General features: G+C 67.5%; 14 protein-coding genes. 13 read left to right on the top strand and 1 reads right to left on the bottom strand.

Going from position 1 to position 17,596, the window contains the following annotated elements:
* The 12 genes from mutS to EJC49_RS24065 all read left to right on the top strand — a co-directional run.
* On the top strand, window positions 1-1,549 hold a 1,549-nt coding region (mutS, locus tag EJC49_RS24120; protein WP_126702480.1), incomplete at its 5' end, for a DNA mismatch repair protein MutS.
* A 165-nt stretch (window positions 1,550-1,714) separates the two neighbouring features.
* Window positions 1,715-4,357 (top strand): bifunctional diguanylate cyclase/phosphodiesterase, encoded by a 2,643-nt coding sequence (locus tag EJC49_RS24115; RefSeq protein WP_245453545.1) that lies wholly within the window; start codon window positions 1,715-1,717, stop codon window positions 4,355-4,357.
* 81 nt (window positions 4,358-4,438) lie between these two features.
* Window positions 4,439-6,058: an EAL domain-containing protein gene (locus tag EJC49_RS24110; protein WP_126702479.1), complete on the top strand. Its 1,620-nt coding sequence runs from the start codon at window positions 4,439-4,441 to the stop codon at window positions 6,056-6,058.
* Between the two features lie 76 nt (window positions 6,059-6,134).
* Complete coding sequence (locus tag EJC49_RS24105) at window positions 6,135-8,933, top strand: [protein-PII] uridylyltransferase (RefSeq protein WP_126702478.1); 2,799 nt, start codon at window positions 6,135-6,137, stop codon at window positions 8,931-8,933.
* A gap of 59 nt (window positions 8,934-8,992) precedes the next feature.
* Window positions 8,993-10,570, top strand: coding sequence for a murein biosynthesis integral membrane protein MurJ (murJ, locus tag EJC49_RS24100; RefSeq protein WP_126702477.1), 1,578 nt, complete (start codon window positions 8,993-8,995; stop codon window positions 10,568-10,570).
* A 145-nt stretch (window positions 10,571-10,715) separates the two neighbouring features.
* Window positions 10,716-11,291 (top strand): dTDP-4-dehydrorhamnose 3,5-epimerase family protein, encoded by a 576-nt coding sequence (locus EJC49_RS24095; protein ID WP_126702476.1) that lies wholly within the window; start codon window positions 10,716-10,718, stop codon window positions 11,289-11,291.
* A 20-nt stretch (window positions 11,292-11,311) separates the two neighbouring features.
* Window positions 11,312-12,595 (top strand): glycosyltransferase family 2 protein, encoded by a 1,284-nt coding sequence (locus EJC49_RS24090; protein ID WP_170314855.1) that lies wholly within the window; start codon window positions 11,312-11,314, stop codon window positions 12,593-12,595.
* 92 nt (window positions 12,596-12,687) lie between these two features.
* Window positions 12,688-13,755: a tryptophan--tRNA ligase gene (trpS, locus tag EJC49_RS24085; RefSeq protein ID WP_126702474.1), complete on the top strand. Its 1,068-nt coding sequence runs from the start codon at window positions 12,688-12,690 to the stop codon at window positions 13,753-13,755.
* A gap of 89 nt (window positions 13,756-13,844) precedes the next feature.
* On the top strand, window positions 13,845-14,339 hold the full coding sequence (locus EJC49_RS24080) for a universal stress protein (protein WP_126702473.1): 495 nt from the start codon (window positions 13,845-13,847) through the stop codon (window positions 14,337-14,339).
* A 102-nt stretch (window positions 14,340-14,441) separates the two neighbouring features.
* Entirely contained in the window at window positions 14,442-15,011 is a 570-nt protein-coding gene (locus EJC49_RS24075; RefSeq protein WP_126702472.1) for a NifU family protein, read from the top strand.
* Window positions 15,012-15,202: 191 nt separating this feature from the next.
* Window positions 15,203-15,568: a hypothetical protein gene (locus EJC49_RS24070; protein ID WP_126702471.1), complete on the top strand. Its 366-nt coding sequence runs from the start codon at window positions 15,203-15,205 to the stop codon at window positions 15,566-15,568.
* Window positions 15,569-15,618: 50 nt separating this feature from the next.
* Entirely contained in the window at window positions 15,619-16,179 is a 561-nt protein-coding gene (locus EJC49_RS24065) for a PIN domain-containing protein (protein ID WP_245453546.1), read from the top strand.
* An 83-nt stretch (window positions 16,180-16,262) separates the two neighbouring features.
* On the opposite strand, the gene EJC49_RS24060 is transcribed toward EJC49_RS24065, so the two are convergent.
* A complete protein-coding gene (locus EJC49_RS24060) occupies window positions 16,263-16,883 on the bottom strand; it encodes a L,D-transpeptidase (protein ID WP_126702469.1) in 621 nt (206 codons plus the stop codon).
* Window positions 16,884-17,140: 257 nt separating this feature from the next.
* On the opposite strand from EJC49_RS24060, the gene EJC49_RS24055 reads away from it, so the two are divergent.
* Window positions 17,141-17,596: MmcB family DNA repair protein (locus EJC49_RS24055; protein WP_126702468.1), on the top strand; the 456-nt coding region annotated here is incomplete at its 3' end.

Below are 17,596 nucleotides of genomic sequence, written 5' to 3'. Positions count from 1 at the left end.
CCTGCGCATGGGCATGGAGGCCGCCGCCGACGCCGCCGCGCTGTTTGCCGGCGCCAGCCCGACGGCCGAGATCGCCGATGCGCTCGCCGGCATCGCCGCGCTGCCGGCGGCCTTTCTCGATCACCTCCGGCGCGCGCTCGACGAGGACATGCCGCTTCTCAAGCGGGATGGCGGCTTCGTGCGCAAGGGCTACGACGCCGAGCTGGACGAGGTGCGCGGCCTGCGCGACCAGGCGCGCCGCATCATCGCGGAACTGGAAGCGGGACTGATCGAGGAGACGGGCATCCGCTCGCTCAAGATCCGCCACAACAACATCCTGGGCTACTACATCGAGGTCACCGCCAACCACCAGGCGGTCATGATGGGCACCGACGCCGCCAAGGCCCGCTTCATCCATCGCCAGACCATGGCCAATGCCATGCGCTTCACAACCACGGAACTCGCCGGGCTGGAAACGCGGATCGCCAATGCGGCCGAGCGGGCGCTGGCCATCGAGCTCGCCGTCTTCGACCGGCTGGTGGCGGAAGCCGTCGCTGCGGCCGAAGCCTTGCGCGGCGGTTCGCAGGCGCTGTCCGTGCTCGACGTCTCCGCAGCCCTCGCCACCCTGGCCGAGGAGGAGAACTACTGCCGCCCGACCATCGACCAGTCGCTGGAATTCCGCATCGAGTGCGGCCGCCACCCGGTCGTCGAGCAGGCCTTGCGCCGGCAGGGGGCCGAGCCCTTCGTCGCCAACGACTGCGACCTCTCGCCGGCTCCGCGCGCCAAGGCCGGCGCCATCTGGCTGCTCACCGGCCCCAACATGGGCGGCAAGTCCACCTTCCTGCGCCAGAACGCCTTGATCGCCATCCTGGCGCAGATGGGCAGCCACGTCCCCGCCGACCGCGTCCACATCGGCGTCGTCGACCGGCTGTTTTCCCGCGTCGGCGCGTCGGACGATCTGGCGCGAGGGCGGTCCACCTTCATGGTCGAGATGGTGGAGACGGCGGCGATCCTCAACCAGGCCGGCGAGCGCTCGCTCGTCATCCTCGACGAGATCGGCCGCGGCACCGCCACCTTCGACGGACTGTCCATCGCCTGGGCCGCCGTCGAATATCTGCACGAGCACAACCGCTGCCGCGCGATCTTCGCCACCCATTTCCACGAGATGACGGCGCTCGCCGGCAAGTTGCCGCGCCTGCACAACGTCACCATGCGGGTCAAGGAGTGGGACGGCGACGTCGTCTTCCTGCACGAGGTCGGCAAGGGCGCGGCCGACCGCTCCTACGGCGTGCAGGTGGCGCGGCTGGCCGGCCTGCCCGAACAGGTCGTGGCGCGTGCCCGCGAGGTGCTGGGCCAGCTGGAAGCGGGCGAGGCGTCGGGCGGCAAGGCCGGCAAGCTCATCGACGACCTGCCGCTGTTCTCCGTGGCCCTGCGCCGCGAGGCGCCCAGGCCGGCGCGCCAGGACCCGGTGGTGGACGCCGTCGCGGCGCTGCGCCCGGACGACATGACGCCGAAGGACGCGCTCGACGCGCTCTACCGGCTGAAGGCCCTGCTGCGCCCGGCGTCATGACGCCCTGACGCCGTCACCGGCGCAAAAACATCCTCAGATTGTCCGCGCCTCCTAAGGCAAACTTAAGCAGTGGCCGCTAGCGTCGCCGGCAGAGTGGACGATACGGGGGTTCGTCGGGCTTTGAATGCAGGCGTGAGGTCAAAAGCGAAATCCTGGACTCGGACCTTGGTCCGACCCACTTCCGCGTCCGTCGCCATCATGCTCGGGCTGATCCTGGTGGCGTTCGTCCTCGTCGAGTATCGCACCCGCGCCCAGCATCTCGAGAACCTGCGCGCGGAGGTCTACGCCCGCGCGACCCACATCGGCACCAGGCTCGAAGGCAACGTCAACGGCGACCTGCAACTGGTCCGGGGCCTCGTGGCCGCACTCGCGGCGGATCCGTCGATGTCGCGGGAGCGGTTCTCCGCCTTCGCCGAAAGCCTCATGCAGGCCAGCGAGCGGCTCACGCACATCGCGGCGGCGCCCGGTCTCGTCATCGCCTACGTCCATCCCATGGCCGGCAACGAGCCGGCGATCGGCATCGACTACCTGGCGCAGCCCGCCCAGCGCGACGCCGTGCTCACGGCGCGCGACACCGGCAGGCTCATCCTGGCGGGGCCGGTCGACCTCGTCCAGGGCGGCAAGGGCCTGATCGGGCGTTTCCCGGTGTTCACCGACGTCGATGGCGATCGCCGCTTCTGGGGCATCGTCTCGGCCGTCATCGACCTCGAGGCCCTCCTTGTCGCCAGCGGCCTGGGCGGACAGGATCTCCCCATCGAGGTCGCCATCGTCCCGCGCGACGCGCCGGCCGGCGCGGCCATGGTCTTCGGCTCGCCCGAGCGGCTCGCGCAGGACCCGGTCATCGTCGAGGCGGCTCTGCCGGCCACCTCCTGGCGCATCCATGCCGTTCCCCGGGGCGGCTGGAGCCAGACCCCGCCCTCCATCTGGCAGGCGCGCGGGCTGCTGCTGATCGCCTCTCTGCTGATCCTCGTGCCGATCGTCGCCACCGGTCGCCTGTTCGAGGAACGCCAGCGCCACATCGTCGAACTGTCGCGCCGCGAGAAGCAGCTGTCGCGCCTGTCCAGGCGCCTGCGCCTCGCGCTCGACACCTCCCGTGTCGGCGTCTGGGAGATGGAGATCGAAAGCAAGGATCTGTTCTGGGACGACCGGATGAACGAGCTCTACGGCTATCCGGCCGACGGACGGCTGCGCGACTACACCTTCTGGAGCCGGCGCATCCACCCCGAGGACCTGCCGCGCGCGACGATGGAGTTCCGCGTCGCGATGGAGGAGACCGGCCGCTACCATTCCGAGTACCGGGTGCTGCTGCCGGAGGGCACGATCCGGCACATCCGGGCCATCGGCACGGTCTACCGCGACTTCGGCGAACCCGCCCGCATCGTCGGCGTCAACTGGGACGTCTCGGCCGACATCGCCCTCAACGAGGATCTGAAGCGCACCAAGACGCTGACGGAAGCCCGCAACCACGAGCTGGAATCGGCCAAGGAGCGCATCGAGTTCATCGCCCTCCACGATTCGCTCACCGGGCTGCCCAACCGGCGCTATCTCGACCAGGTGCTCGCCGAGCACGTGGTTCGGTTCGAGATGGGCGCCGAGACCGCCGGTCTGCTGCACATCGATCTCGACCGCTTCAAGCAGATCAACGACACGCTCGGCCATGCCGCCGGCGACGCCATGCTGTCCCACACCGCCCGCATCCTGCGGGAAACCGCGCGACCCGGCGATTTCGTCGCGCGGGTGGGCGGCGACGAATTCGTCGTCCTGTGCCGGCGCCCGCTCGGCAGCGAGGAGGAGGGCACCCCCTATCTCATCGAATTCGCCGACCGGGTCATCGAGCTGATGCACCAGCCCGTCCAGTACGACGGCCACGAATGCCGCATCGGCGTCAGCATCGGCATCGCCAGTAACACCGACGCGATCGCCGATCCCAAGCAGCTGCTCGTGCATGCCGACATCGCGCTCTACCGGGCCAAGAACCGGGGCCGCAACCGCTACCACATCTTCAACGAGGCGCTGCGCCTGGAGATCGTCTCCAACAAGACCACGGCCGACCACATCCTGACCGGCATCGAAAAGGGGCAGTTTCTGGCCCACTACCAGCCGCAGTTCGATGCCGAGACGCTGGAAATCGTCGGCGTCGAGGCGCTGGCGCGCTGGAACCACCCGACCAAGGGTCTCCTGCCGCCCAACGCCTTCATGAAGATCTCGGAAGAGATCAACGTGGTCGACCAGATCGACCGCATCATCCTGGAGCAGGGCCTCGCCGACCTCGCCCGCTGGGACCGCCAGGGCCTGCACGTCCCCAAGGTGTCGGTCAACGTCTCCGCCCGGCGGCTCAACGACGACGAGCTGGTCGAATCCCTGCGGCGTCTGCCGATCGAGGAGGGGCGCATCTCGTTCGAGCTCGTCGAGTCGATCTTCTTCGACGAACAGGACGAGACGATCGCCTGGAACGTCGATCTCATCAAGGAGCTCGGGATCGACATCGAGATCGACGATTTCGGCACCGGCTACGCGTCCATCGTCAGCCTGATGAAGCTCAAGCCCAGCCAGCTCAAGATCGACCGCCAGCTCGTCCTGCCCATCGTCCAGTCGATTGCCCAGCGTCACCTGGTGCAATCCATCATCGACATCGGCAAGTCGCTCGGCATCAAGGTCCTGGCGGAAGGCGTGGAGACGATGGAACACGCCCGCATCCTCAAGACGCTCGGCTGCGACTGCCTGCAGGGCTACGCCTTCGCCAGGCCGATGTCGGCCGAAGAACTCATCCTGTTCTCGCGGGACCGGCGCTGGCGCGAGGCGTCGTAGCGTTCGGCGCCGCCGCATCCCGATCTTGCCTTAACGGGTCAGCAAACATTTCGCCCTAAAACGGTCCTCTGGGGGTTCGGCATGGCGGGTATTGCTGCACTGTTCGTTTCGGCACGCAGCCTGAAGGCGATCGGGCTTGCCGTCTGGCTCGCGTCGTTCGTCCTGCTCGCGGGTCTGGTCTCGTTCGCGGTGACGCTCCAGGGCCGGGAAACGGTCCGGGAAAGCGTCGCCTTCGGCATGGCCGACGTCTATCGCCTGATCGGGAGCCTGGACACGGCCTTCGACGAGATGGCCCGTATGGTCACCGGCACGCCCTGCGGCACCTTCTACATGCGGCAGATGCGGCGCGTGGCCTTCCTCCCCGATGGCCTCAGCGAATTCTTCCACATCGAGGACGGACGGGTGATCTGCACCTTGTCCGCCGAGCATCTCGAGGTCGCCCACGACCTCGGGCCGCCCGACTTCGTCCGCGAGGGCGCCCTCGAAACCCGCTTCTGGCTCGACCGCGATCTCGGCTTCACCGGCCTGCCCGGCACCATCGGCACCATCGCGCAGCGGGGGCCTTTCGGCACCGTCATCCCGCCCGAACGCGTGACGCTCAATCTCCCGCCCTGGATCGTGGCGGAAGCCGTGCTGGTCGCGCCCGACGGGCGCTGGTGGCATCGCGCCGGCAACCGGCATGTCCATCAGGACGTCCTGATCGTCGGTCCGGGCCTCTCCTGGTCGGACGCCGGCGGCCCTGCGGTCCGGCGCACGACCTGCGACCGCGACGGGCACTACTGCATCTCGACGCGGATCCACCTCACCGATTTCGTCGCCCACAGGCCGATCGTAATTGCTTTGGTCGTCATCTTCGCGATCCTCGGCGCGAGCTGGATCGCCCGCGTCGTGCGCGTCCTGATCCGCCGCTACTGGTCGTTCGAGGCGCGCTTCCTGCGCAAGTTCGACGCCGCCTCGCTGCTGTGCGCCTACCAGCCCATCCTGGAGATGAAGACCGGCGCGATCGCGGGCTGCGAAGTCCTCGTGCGCTGGCGCGACGTCGACGACAGCATCGTCTATCCCGATGAATTCCTGCCGATCGTGGCGCGCCATGGCCTGATGCGGCGGCTGACGGCGCTCCTGGTGGCGCGGGCGGCGAGCGAGCTGGGCGAAACGCTCGGTCCCGACGTCCGGCTCCAGGTCAACGTCAACATCTTCCCTTCCGAGCTGGACGCCGCCGGCATCGAGGCGGCCTTCCGGCCGCTGCGGGCGCTGGCCGACCGGTTCACCGTGGCGCTGGAAGTCATCGAGAGCGACGCCCTGCCGCTCGAACGCGTCCAGCGCGAGATCGAGATCCTGCGCCAGGCCGGCTACCGGATCTACCTCGACGATTTCGGCACCGGCTATTCCACCATCCGCCACGTCGCCGCGCTCGACATCGACGGGGTCAAGCTCGACAAGGCGTTCGCCATGGCGCCCGATGGCACCGTGATGGCGGAGATGCTCCAGCATGCGGTCTGCATGGTCCGCTCGGCCGGTCGCAAGATCGTCGTCGAGGGGGTCGAGACGGCGACCCGGCTCGAGCAGCTGCGCGGGCAGGCCGACCGCGTCGACTACGTCCAGGGCTACCATGTCTGCCGGCCTCTCGACATCGCCGGCTTCGCCGCCTTCCTCGAGGAGCGCAGGACCGAGAGCGCTTCCGAGGATCGCCGCGCCGCCTGACACCGTGCCGGGCGTAGGCAGGCGGCGGCAATCGCGCTAAGAGAGCGCTGCAACGACGCGGACCGACTCGGCGCCCATGGCGAAGATACCCCTCAAGCTCGACGAGATGATCGACGGCGACACGCTCCGCCGCGAACTGACGGCGCTGACCGCGCGGACGGATGGCGACGGATCGGGAACCCAGGCGCGCACCGCCGTCCTCCAGACCCTGCGCGAACGGCTCGCCGCCGGACGCAGGCGCGCCGAGGACATGCTGATGCAGGACGGCGGCGGCACCGTCTGCGCGGTTCGCCTGTCGCATCTCATGGACGAGGTGATCCGGGCGCTCTACGACTACGCCGTCACCCATGTCTACCGGTCGAAGAACCCGTCGTCGGGCGAGCGCATGGCCATCGTCGCCGTCGGCGGCTATGGCCGCGGCACGCTGGCGCCCGGCTCCGACATCGATCTCCTGTTCCTGTTGCCCTACAAGCAGACACCCTGGGGCGAGCAGGTCGTCGAATACCTGCTCTACATGCTCTGGGACCTGGGTCTGAAGGTGGGCCACGCCACCCGCAACATCGACGAGTGCATCCGCCTCTCGCGCACCGACATCACCATCCGCACCGCCGTGCTCGAGGCGCGCTATCTCTGGGGCGAGGGAAAGCTCTACGACGAGCTGATGGCGCGGTTCGACCACGAGGTCGTGCGCGCCACGGGCGCCGAATACGTGCAGGCCAAGCTCGCCGAGCGCGACGAGCGCCACCGCAAGGCCGGCGCCAGCCGCTACCTCGTCGAACCGCACGTCAAGGACGGCAAGGGCGGCCTGCGCGACCTCCACACGCTGTTCTGGATCGCGAAATACTTCTATCGCGTGCGCACCGGCGAGGAGCTCGTCGAAAAGGGCGTGTTCACGCGCGAGGAATATCTCCAGTTCGTCAAGGCCGAGGATTTCCTGTGGGCGGTGCGATGCCACCTGCATTTCCAGACCGGCAAGGCCGAGGAGCGGCTGCATTTCGACGTCCAGCGCGACATCGCCGAGCGGCTGGGCTACACCAGCCACCCCGGCCTGTCGGCGGTCGAGCGCTTCATGAAGCACTACTTCCTCGTCGCCAAGGAAGTGGGCGACCTGACCCGCATCTTCTGCGCCGCTCTGGAGGAGGAGCAGGCCAAGCACGTGCCGGGGTTCAACCGGTTCCTGCAGAGCTTCCAGCGCCGCCGCCGCAAGCTCGCCGGCACGTCCGACTTCATCATCGACAATGACCGCATCACGGTCGCCGACGACGCGGTGTTCGAGCGCGATCCGGTCAACCTGCTGCGGCTGTTCTGGTTCGCCGACAAGCACGGCCTCGAGTTTCATCCCGACGCGCTGAAGCTCGTCACGCGGTCCCTGAAGCTCATCGATCGCAATCTGCGGCGCAATCCCGAGGCCAACCAGCTGTTCCTCGACGTCATGACGTCGAACAGGAACCCCGAGCTCAACCTGCGCCGCATGAACGAGGCGGGGGTTCTCGGCAAGCTCATCCCCGACTTCGGCAAGATCGTCGCGATGATGCAGTTCAACATGTATCATCACTACACCGTCGACGAGCATCTCCTGCGCTGCATCGGCGTCATGGCCGAGATCGAGCGCGGCGAGAACGAGAAGCTGCATCCGCTCGCCCACAAGCTCGTTCCGGGCCTGAAGCCGCAGCGCGAGGTGCTCTACGCCGCCATCCTGCTGCACGACATCGCCAAGGGCCGCCCCGAGGATCATTCCGAGGCGGGCGCGCGGATCGCGCGGCGCATCTGCCCGCACATGGGCTTCTCGCCCGCGGAGACCGAAACAATCGCCTGGCTGGTCGAAAACCATCTCGCCATGTCGATGACGGCCCAGACGCGCGACCTCAACGACCGCAAGACCATCGACGATTTCGCCACGGTCGTGCAGTCGGTGGAGCGGCTGAAGATGCTCCTGGTGCTGACGATCTGCGACATTCGCGGCGTCGGGCCGGGCGTCTGGAACGGCTGGAAGGGGCAGTTGCTGCGCACCCTCTACTACGAGACCGAACTCCTGCTCACCGGCGGCTTTTCGGAAGTGTCGCGCGCCAAGCGGGCCGAACAGGCCCGCGAGGAACTGGCCGGCGCGCTCGTCGGCTGGCCGGAAAAGGACCGCAAGCGCATCCTGGCGCTGCACTACGACAACTATCTGCTGATCGTCGACACGAAGGATCAGGTGCGCCACGCGCATCTGATCCGCGAGGCGGACGCGGCGAAGAAGGTCTTCACCACGGCCGTGAACATGCATGCCTTCGAGGCGGTGACCGAGATCACCGTTCTGACGCCCGATCATCCCCGCCTCCTGTCGGTGGTGGCCGGGGCCTGCGCGGCGGCCGGCGCCAACATCGTCGACGCCCAGATCTTCACCACCACCGACGGCCGCGCGCTCGACACGATCCTGATCAACCGCGAATTCGAGCGCGACGAGGACGAGCTGCGCCGCGCCCAGCGCGTCGGCAAGCTCATCGAGGACGTGCTGTCGGGCCGCACGCGCCTTCCCGACATGATCGAGAAGCGCACCAAGCCCAAGCGCGGCCAGAAGGTGTTCCGCATCGAACCGCTCGCCCAGGTGCGCAATTCGCTGTCGAACCGGTTCTCGGTCATCGAGGTCGAGGGGCTCGACCGGCCGGGGCTGCTGTCGGAGATCACCGGCGCCATTTCCGACCTGTCGCTCGACATCGCCTCGGCCCACATCACCACCTTCGGCGAGAAGGTGATCGACACCTTCTACGTCACCGACCTGACCGGGCAGAAGATCGAGAACCCGACCCGCCAGGCGGCCATCCGCGAACGGCTGATCGAAACGCTGTCTGGCGGCCCGGGTCGCGGCCAGAAGCTCAAGGCGGCGGCGGAGTAGGCGTCCTTGGACCCTCTCGCCACCGCCGTCCCGTCCTCCTCCCACCCCACCGGTCCAGCATGAGCCTCGTCGGAAAATTCGCCAGCGTCGGCGGCGCCACCATGGCCAGCCGCGTCTTCGGCTTCGTGCGCGAGGCGCTGATCGGCGCCGCGCTGGGCGCGGGGCCGGTGGCCGACGCCTTCTACGCCGCGTTCCGCTTCCCCAACCTGTTTCGCCGCCTCTTCGCCGAAGGCGCCTTCAACACCGCCTTCATCCCGCTCTTCGCCAAGGAGCTCGAGGGCGATGGAATGGCGGGCGCGCGCCGCTTCGCCGAGGAAGTGCTGTCCGTGCTCGTCGTGGCGCTGCTGGTGCTTTCGGTGCTGGCCATCGTCTTCATGCCCGCGCTCGTCGGCACCATCATCGCGCCGGCCTTCGCCGACACGCCCGAGAAGTTCGACCTCACGGTCCTGATGACCAGGATCATGTTCCCCTATCTGTTCTGCATGTCGCTGGTGGCGATGTTCTCCGGCATCCTCAATTCCATGCGGCGCTATTTCCTCGCCGCCATCGTGCCGGTGCTGCTCAACCTCATCCTGATCGGCGTGCTCGTCGCCGCGCTCTATCTTGGCGTCGAATCGCGCGTCACCGGCCTGTGGCTCGCCTGGGGCGTGTTCGCCTCGGGCATCGCCCAGCTCCTCTTCCTGATGTGGGGCGCGCACCGCGAAGGCTACGCCATGCGCCTGCGCCGCCCGCGCCTGACGCCCGCCGTCCGCCGCTTGCTGGTCCTCATGGGCCCGGCCCTGCTCACCGGCGGCGTCACCCAGATCAACCTGCTCGTCGGGCAGATCATCGCCTCGGCGCAGGACGGCGCCATCGCGCTCCTCAACTATGCCGACCGCATCAACCAGCTGCCGCTCGGCGTCATCGGCATCGCGGTGGGCGTCGTGCTGCTGCCCGAATTGACGCGCTCGCTGAAGGCCGGCGACGAGGCCGACGCCCAGCACCTGCAGAACCGCTCGCTGGAATTTGCGCTCGGCCTCACCTTTCCGGCCGCCGTCGGGCTCGCCGTCATGCCCGCCCCGATCGTCGCCCTGCTCTACGAGCGCGGCGCCTTCACCGCCGAGACGACGGCGCTGACGGCGGCCGCCCTCGCCGCCTTCGCCGTCGGCCTGCCGGCCTACGTGCTGATCAAGGTGTTTTCGCCCGGTTTCTTCGCCCGCGAGGACATGAAGACGCCGATGTGGTTCTCGATGGTGGCGGTCGTGGCCAACATCGTCGGCGCGCTGGCGCTGTTCCCGGTCCTTGGCCATGTCGGGCTGGCGCTCGCCACCTCCATCGCCGCCTGGATCAACCTCCTGCTCCTGGCCGGAACGCTGTGGAGGCGCGCAGCCTTCCGCCCGTCGCCCGCCACGCTCCGGCGCGTCGCGCTGATCGTCGCAGCCGGCCTCGCCATGGGCGGCGTGCTCTGGGCCTTGCAGGGTCTCGCCGCTGGCTGGCTCGCCGGCCCGCTGCTCCTGCGTCTCGTCACCGTGCTCGGCATCATCATGATCGCGGCGGTGGTCTACTTCGCCATCGTCATCGCCACCGGGGCGCTGGACCGCGCCCAGCTGATGGCGATGCTGCGGCGGCGCAAGCGGTCCCCGGGCGAGGGCCGATGATCGACCCCTTCGCGCTCGCCCACGGGCGCGCGATCGGCCTTCGCCGCGCCCGTTCGAGACGCCTGGCCTTCCACGAGCCAGGAATGCGTCGAGCAACGTCCGATCAGGTTGAGCCGGTTTTGTTTGTCAGCTAGCGTGACGATCCATGGGCGGCGTCTCGTTCGCCGTCCACCGTGGATCAGGGAAGGAACGCGCTCTGCTTTCGCTCGACGATTTCGAAGACGACGAACCGTGGCGGGAAACGGTCCCCTTCCTCGATGACGTCGCGGTCGATGACGCCATCGACGGCGTGCGCTTGCAGCGGCTTCGGACATATGCGGATCATCGCGGCGATCTGACCGTGCTCCTGTCGGACCTGCGCGAGACGATCCCGTTGCCGCCGCACGTCTACCTCGTCTCGGCGGCGCCTGGTTCCGTGCGGGCCTGGGTCTATCACAAGCGGCAGTCCGACCGTCTCGCCTTCACCAATGGCGATGTCCGGGTGGTGCTGTATGATCTGCGGAAGGAAAGCCCGACCTGCGGCAGGCTGAACGTCCTCGACGTGGGCGGCGCCAACAAGGTGCTCGTCACGATCCCGCCCCGTGTCGTGCACGGCGTGCAGAACCGGGGCGTTGACGTGGCGACCTTCGTCAACATGCCGACCAAAGCCTACGACCCGGGCAACCCCGACAAGTCGCGGTTGCGGCGGGATCATCCGGGCATTCCCTACCAGTTCGCCTGATGGTGGGGATGTCGGTCATCATGGCGACCTACAACCGGGGTCGCCACATTCTTCCGTCGATCCGGTCGGTGCTCGACCAGAGCCACCGCGATTTCGAGCTGATCGTCGTGGGCGACTGTTGTACCGACGACACGCCCGACATCGTGCGGCCGCTGCTCGACGCGCGCGTGCGCTGGTTCAATCTCGCCGAACGCTGCGGGAGCCAGTCCTTTCCAAACAACGAGGGGATCCGGCGGGCGGAAGGCGATCTCATTGCCTATATCGGCCATGACGACATCTGGGCGCCTGACCATCTGGCGTCGCTGGACGCGCTGTTTGCCGCGGACCCGGATCTGGACGTCGCCGTTGCCGGAACGATCTTCCATGGCCCCGCAGGCAGCGACTTCAGGCAGGTCACCGGCCTGTTCGACGATTCCGCGGCCGCGCGGGAGCACTTCTTCCCCCCCTCCAGCCTGGCGCACCGGCGCGACGTCACCGGGCGCATCGGCCCGTGGCGGCATCCGATGGAGATTGCCGCCCCGGTCGATTGCGATCTGCTCTTGCGCGCCGTCGGCGCCGGCATGCGCTTCGCGTCCACGCGGCGCGTGAGCGTCCACAAGTTCGCGGCCGGCCACAGATATCTCAGCTATCTCCGCCATACCTCCGACGAGCAGGATCATGCGCTCCAGCGTCTCGATGCGCCGGACCATGCGGCTTTCGTCGATGCCGAAGTCGAACGCGCAAGGGCCGAGGGAACGTTCATGGTCGTGCGCCACGGTCGCTACGAGACCTTCGAAAACGGCGCGCTCGCCCGCTCGAACGCCCTCAACAAGGGTATCCTCCGGCCGGACCTGCGTCGGCTTGAAGGTCCTGTGACGATTGCGCAGGATGACTCGCCCCGTGCGCTGGACTGGCAACCGCTCGAGCAGGGGCGCTTCAGGCGGGTCGGCAGAAACCCGAAACCGAAGATCCTCTTGCCCTTCTGCTGCACCGGTCCCGTCGCCATCCGCATCGTGGTCACGCACGCGGATCGTGCCGCCCTGAAGGGCCTGTCCCTCGCGCTGAACGGGGCGGCATTCGACGCGCGGATGTCGCGACCTCGCCAGGTCGAGGACCGCTGGGAGGCCGCGGCGCGGATCGACGCGCGGCTTCTGCCGGACGACTACAGCGTCATGGAGCTTCGACTGACCGAAGCCCAGCGCATGCGGCCGGGGCAGACCGGCATCGGCATCGGCGACATCAGGCTCGCCCGCCGCCGTTTGCGGGACCGGGCCGGCGACGCTCTCGGTTGGATCGGGCGCCGGCTGGGAGCCGGCGGCGGCTGACCCCTTGCGGGCCAAAGCCGCATCGTTCATAAGCCCGCTCGACTTTCGCCGCGCGCGAAACGGCCCTCCACAAGCCACCCCACGAGGATTCCATGTCCACCTTCAAGCCGCTCGTCTTCTCCGGCGTCCAGCCCACCGGAAACCTGCATCTCGGCAATTATCTCGGCGCCATCCGCAAGTTCGTCGCCCTGCAGGAGACGCATGACTGCATCTACTGCGTGGTCGACCTGCATTCGATCACGGCGCAGCTGGTGCACGAGGATCTGGCCGGGCAGACGCGTTCCATCACCGCGGCCTTCCTCGCCTCGGGCATCGATCCGAAGAAGCACATCGTCTTCAACCAGTCGCGGGTACCGCAGCACGCGGAACTGGCCTGGATCTTCAACTGCGTGGCGCGCATCGGCTGGATGAACCGCATGACGCAGTTCAAGGACAAGGCCGGCAAGGACCGCGAGAACGCCTCGCTCGGCCTGCTCGCCTATCCGAGCCTCATGGCGGCCGACATCCTGGTCTACCGCGCCACCCACGTGCCCGTCGGCGACGACCAGAAGCAGCACCTGGAGCTGACGCGCGACATCGCCATCAAGTTCAACAACGACTTCTCCGCCCGGATCGGCGATCTCGGCCTCGGCGTCGAGATGCAGATGGGCGAGGAGGCCGTCAACGGCTTCTTCCCGCTCACCGAGCCGCTGATCGAGGGCCCGGCCACCCGCGTCATGAGCCTGCGCGACGGGTCGAAGAAGATGTCGAAGTCGGACCCGTCCGATCTGTCGCGCATCAACCTGACCGACGACGCCGACACGATCTCGAAGAAGATCCGCAAGGCCAAGACCGATCCGGAGGCCCTGCCGTCCGAGGTCGAGGGGCTGAAGGGCCGGCCTGAGGCCGAAAACCTCGTCGGCATCTACGCCGCGCTCGCCGACTGCCCGCGCGAACAGGTCATCCGCGATTTCGGCGGCCAGCAGTTTTCCGCCTTCAAGCCGGCGCTGGCCGATCTCGCCGTCGACAGGCTCGCCCCGATCGCCGCCGAGATGCGGCGCATCTCGGCCGACCGCGCCTATGTCGATTCCGTCCTGCGCGACGGCGGCGAGCGCGCGGGCCAGCAGGCCGAGGCCACCATGAAGGGCGTGCGCGAGATCATCGGGCTGCTGGCCAATTGAGCGCTTCGCGCCAGCGCCTCCGTCGCCCGGCTTGCGGCCGGACCGCCATGGTGGCAGATTGCGCGCGATCAACGGGGCGTACGGACTGAATGGTCTCGAAACGACTGAGCCGGGAGGCCGGCCATCGGCGCAAGTTCCTTGCGGTGGTGGACGACACGCCCGAATGCGAGCGCGCCGTGGCCTATGCGTCGCGCCGGGCGCTCACCACGGGCGGCGCGCTGGTCCTGCTGTTCGTGATCGAACCCTCCGACTTCCAGCAGTGGATGGGCGTGGAAAAGATCATGCGCGAGGAGGCCAACGCCACCGCCAGCGCCGCCCTCGACCAGTCGGCCGCCAAGGTGCGCGAAAAATCCGGCATCGAGCCGGAGCTCGTCATCCGGGAGGGCGAGGCTTCGGAGGAAATCCGCAAGCTGATCGAGGAGGACCAGGACATCGCCATCCTGATCCTCGCCGCCGGGTCGTCGAAGGAGGGGCCGGGACCGCTCGTCTCCTCGATCTCGGGCAAGGGCACCATCGGCTTCCAGATCCCGGTCACCGTGGTTCCGGCCAACCTGACCGACGAGGACATCGAAGCCCTCGCCTGACGACACGAAAACAGCCGAGCTTTCGCCAGGCAGCCGCTTGATCCGCGGGCTGGCCGAGCCTATTTAGAATTATTCAAAACTGAAACGGCAGGAGATCCCGCCATGTTCATCCAGACAGAAGCCACGCCCAACCCCGCAACGCTCAAGTTCCTGCCGGGCAAGGTGGTCATGAACGAGGGCACGGCCGACTTCCGCGACCCCGACACCGCCGCCGGCTCCTCGGCGCTGGCCGGGCGCCTGTTCGAGGTGCCGGGCGTGACCGGCGTGTTCTTCGGCTATGATTTCATCACCGTCACCAAGGACGGTCCGGAATGGCAGCACCTCAAGCCCGCCATTCTCGGCACCATCATGGAGCATTTCATGTCGGGCGCGCCCGTCATGGTCACGGCCACGTCCGAGGGCGACGCCGAGAGCGGCGAGGAGTTCTACGACAAGGCCGACGAGGAGCTCGTGCTGACGATCAAGGAACTGCTCGACACGCGCGTGCGGCCGGCGGTGGCGCAGGATGGCGGCGACATCACCTTCCGCGGCTTCGAGAACGGCACCGTGTTCCTGCACATGAAGGGCGCCTGCGCCGGCTGCCCCTCGTCCACCGCCACGCTCAAGCATGGCATCCAGAACCTGCTGCGCCACTTCGTGCCGGAGGTCCAGCAGGTCGAGCAGGTCATGTGAGACCGGCGGCGGGCATCCTCGCGATGCCCTGCCGGCCTTCGCCGGCACGACGCCGACGGGGCAGGGCGTCTCCGCATGTCCAGACATCGGACGGCGCATGGACGCGGCCCCATGCAGCCGTCTGACAGATTGATCGCCTCCGCGGGGTCGACTATATAGGAACAGTCGATTTCTATGGAGGACTGGCAGCGATGGCCGTGACGCTCTCCGCCAATGTCGATGACCAGATGGCGCTCAAGGTCCGCAGCGTCGCCGAGAAAGAGCATCGCTCGGTATCCAACGTCGTTTCCAGTGCTCTCGCGGTGTTCACGGGCCTCCCCAAGGACGTGCGCGACACACTGCTCGAATTGCAGTCGCATCAGGACGTGAATGGCATCAGGCGCCTCTCGCGCGAGATGATGGCAGCCGTTTCGCGCCTTCGTCTGGAAACGGCGACCGAACGCCTGACGGCCGAAGGTGTCTTCGGCGGCCCGGACGCCGGGGCGGAGGAGATCGACCTCATGGAAGAGGCGACCCGGCTGAGCGAAGCCGCAGGTCGTGCGAAACCGGATCGGTGACGCTGCCGCTGCGCATTCTGCTGGATGTGAATGTCTGGGTGACGAACCTGATGGCGACCGCCAGGGGCCGACGGGGGACCGCGGCCCAGAGGATCGTTTCCATGGTTGCGAGCGGAAGATGGGGACATGAAGGGCGTGAAGCGCAGCTCGTCATCTCCATCGAAATGCTCGAGACACTCGCTCATGTGCTGACACGCCAAGGAGCATCACCCGATGGCGCGGAAGCCTACATCGAAGCGGTCATGGGCATCATGAAGCATGGGCCGGGTGAACTCGACCCCTATCTCCTGCTCGGCGGACGCGAACAATTCGCGATGGCCGACGCCGAGGATGCCGGCGTGCTGGCCACGGCTTTCGCCTCGAGTGCAGCGCTTCTCGTGACGGACAATCTGAAGGATTTCCAGACGAGGGACGCCATCCGGGTCGACACGCGCCTCGTGCAGGCAGCATCGGGGCAGAGGCAACTCTACGCCCTGCGCCATCGCCGATCCGACGTCGATGTGATCGTTGCGCATCCGCTGGACGTGATCGTCTGGCTGGAGCAGCGCCTGGACTTCGAGCCCGACGCTCTATGGAGCGAGATCTCTCGTCAAGCCGCGAACCGGGTGTGAGCGCGTCCCCTTGTCGATGAGGGCTGCGCGCCACGACCCGGTTTTATCATGCGCGTCCAACATGCCGGATGGACGCGTCAATCCTACATCACGATGACCTTGGCGCCGTTCTCGGCGCGGCTGTAGAGGTCGATGATGTCCTGGTTGATCAGGCGAATGCAGCCCGACGACATGGCGTGGCCGATCGAGTTCCACTCAGGCGTGCCGTGCAGGCGGTAACCGGTGTCGCCGTTCTTGTTGTAGAGATACAGCGCGCGCGCGCCGAGCGGGTTCGACAGGCCGCCGGGCATGCCGCCGCGCCACTTGGCGAGTTCCGGCTGGCGGCCGATCATGGCGGCCGGCGGGGTCCAGACCGGCCATTCCCGCTTCATGGCGATGCGGGCGGTGCCCTTCCACTCGAAGCCTTCGCGGCCGACGCCGATGCCGTAGCGCATCGCCTTGCCTTCGGGCATGACGAAGTAGAGGAACTTCTCGTCCGTGTTGACGATGATGGTGCCCGGCTGTTCCTTGGTCTCGTAGCGCACCACCTGGCGGTGATACTTGGTCGGAACCTTCGCAATCGGGATGGCGGGCAGTTGATACCCGGCATCCTTCGTGGTGCCGTAGCCCGACGAGAACATGGTGACGGAACCGTCCGTGCTACAGCCCGTCAGGGCCATCGTCAGAACCAGTCCGGCGGCGATCAGGTAAGTTCTTGCGTTCATCGTGCCTTCCGAATGTTGCTGGACGTCGCCGTCCGCCTTGTCCGCGACATGCTTAGGTCGAAATCCTTAACGCAGCTTTACCATGACAGGCCAAGCAGAACCGGGCCCGCGCCAGGATCGCGGACAACTTTGCGCCACATTTATTGCAATTCGGCAACAAATCTTCCCGCCAGCGACGAAAGCCGGTGTCAGCATGCCACCGAAGTTGCAGGCCGGCCGGGTTTCGCCCGCCGCGCATTGGTGGCAAGGTCGCCGCCATGCCGATCGTCTCACCGATTCTCGCCAACCCGCTGGCCGATGGACGCCAGTCCGAGCGCGCGCTGGTCATCCGCCGCGGCGTCCAGCGCATGCTGCTGCAGATGAACGCGCACGTGCTGCCCGAACTCGCCCTGGTGGGCGGGCGCCGCGCCGATCTCGTCGCGCTGACGTGCAGCGGCGAGATCTGGATCATCGAGATCAAGTCCTCGGTCGAGGATTTCCGCGTCGACCGCAAATGGCCCGACTACCGGCTGCACTCGGACCGCTTCTTCTTCGCCACGCATCCCGAGGTGCCGGCCGCGATCTTCCCGGCCGAATGCGGCTTCATCCTCTCCGACGGCTACGGCGCCGAGATCCTGCGCGAGGCGCCCGAGCACCGGCTGGCGGCGGCCACCCGCAAGGCCCTGGTGCTGCGGTTCGCCCGCGCCGGCGCGGCGCGGCTGACGGCGGCCGAG

Source organism: Aquibium carbonis, from assembly GCF_003970795.1.
GTDB classification, from domain to species: Bacteria; Pseudomonadota; Alphaproteobacteria; order Rhizobiales; family Rhizobiaceae; genus Aquibium; species Aquibium carbonis.
Note: the sequence above shows the minus strand (reverse complement) of the source record. Positions and strands in the feature narration are given on the sequence as shown.

What these genes read in the sequence shown, in the direction of transcription:
- EJC49_RS24070 (WP_126702471.1), top strand. Translation starts at nt 15,203, where the DNA reads ATGGCCGTGACGCTCTCCGCCAATGTCGATGACCAGATGGCGCTCAAG.
- EJC49_RS24090 (WP_170314855.1), top strand. Translation starts at nt 11,312, where the DNA reads ATGGCGACCTACAACCGGGGTCGCCACATTCTTCCGTCGATCCGGTCG.
- EJC49_RS24110 (WP_126702479.1), top strand. Translation starts at nt 4,439, where the DNA reads ATGGCGGGTATTGCTGCACTGTTCGTTTCGGCACGCAGCCTGAAGGCG.
- EJC49_RS24065 (WP_245453546.1), top strand. Translation starts at nt 15,619, where the DNA reads ATGGCGACCGCCAGGGGCCGACGGGGGACCGCGGCCCAGAGGATCGTT.
- EJC49_RS24080 (WP_126702473.1), top strand. Translation starts at nt 13,845, where the DNA reads ATGGTCTCGAAACGACTGAGCCGGGAGGCCGGCCATCGGCGCAAGTTC.
- EJC49_RS24060 (WP_126702469.1), bottom strand. Translation starts at nt 16,883, where the DNA reads ATGAACGCAAGAACTTACCTGATCGCCGCCGGACTGGTTCTGACGATG.
- EJC49_RS24075 (WP_126702472.1), top strand. Translation starts at nt 14,442, where the DNA reads ATGTTCATCCAGACAGAAGCCACGCCCAACCCCGCAACGCTCAAGTTC.
- trpS (WP_126702474.1), top strand. Translation starts at nt 12,688, where the DNA reads ATGTCCACCTTCAAGCCGCTCGTCTTCTCCGGCGTCCAGCCCACCGGA.
- murJ (WP_126702477.1), top strand. Translation starts at nt 8,993, where the DNA reads ATGAGCCTCGTCGGAAAATTCGCCAGCGTCGGCGGCGCCACCATGGCC.
- EJC49_RS24105 (WP_126702478.1), top strand. Translation starts at nt 6,135, where the DNA reads ATGGCGAAGATACCCCTCAAGCTCGACGAGATGATCGACGGCGACACG.
- EJC49_RS24095 (WP_126702476.1), top strand. Translation starts at nt 10,716, where the DNA reads ATGGGCGGCGTCTCGTTCGCCGTCCACCGTGGATCAGGGAAGGAACGC.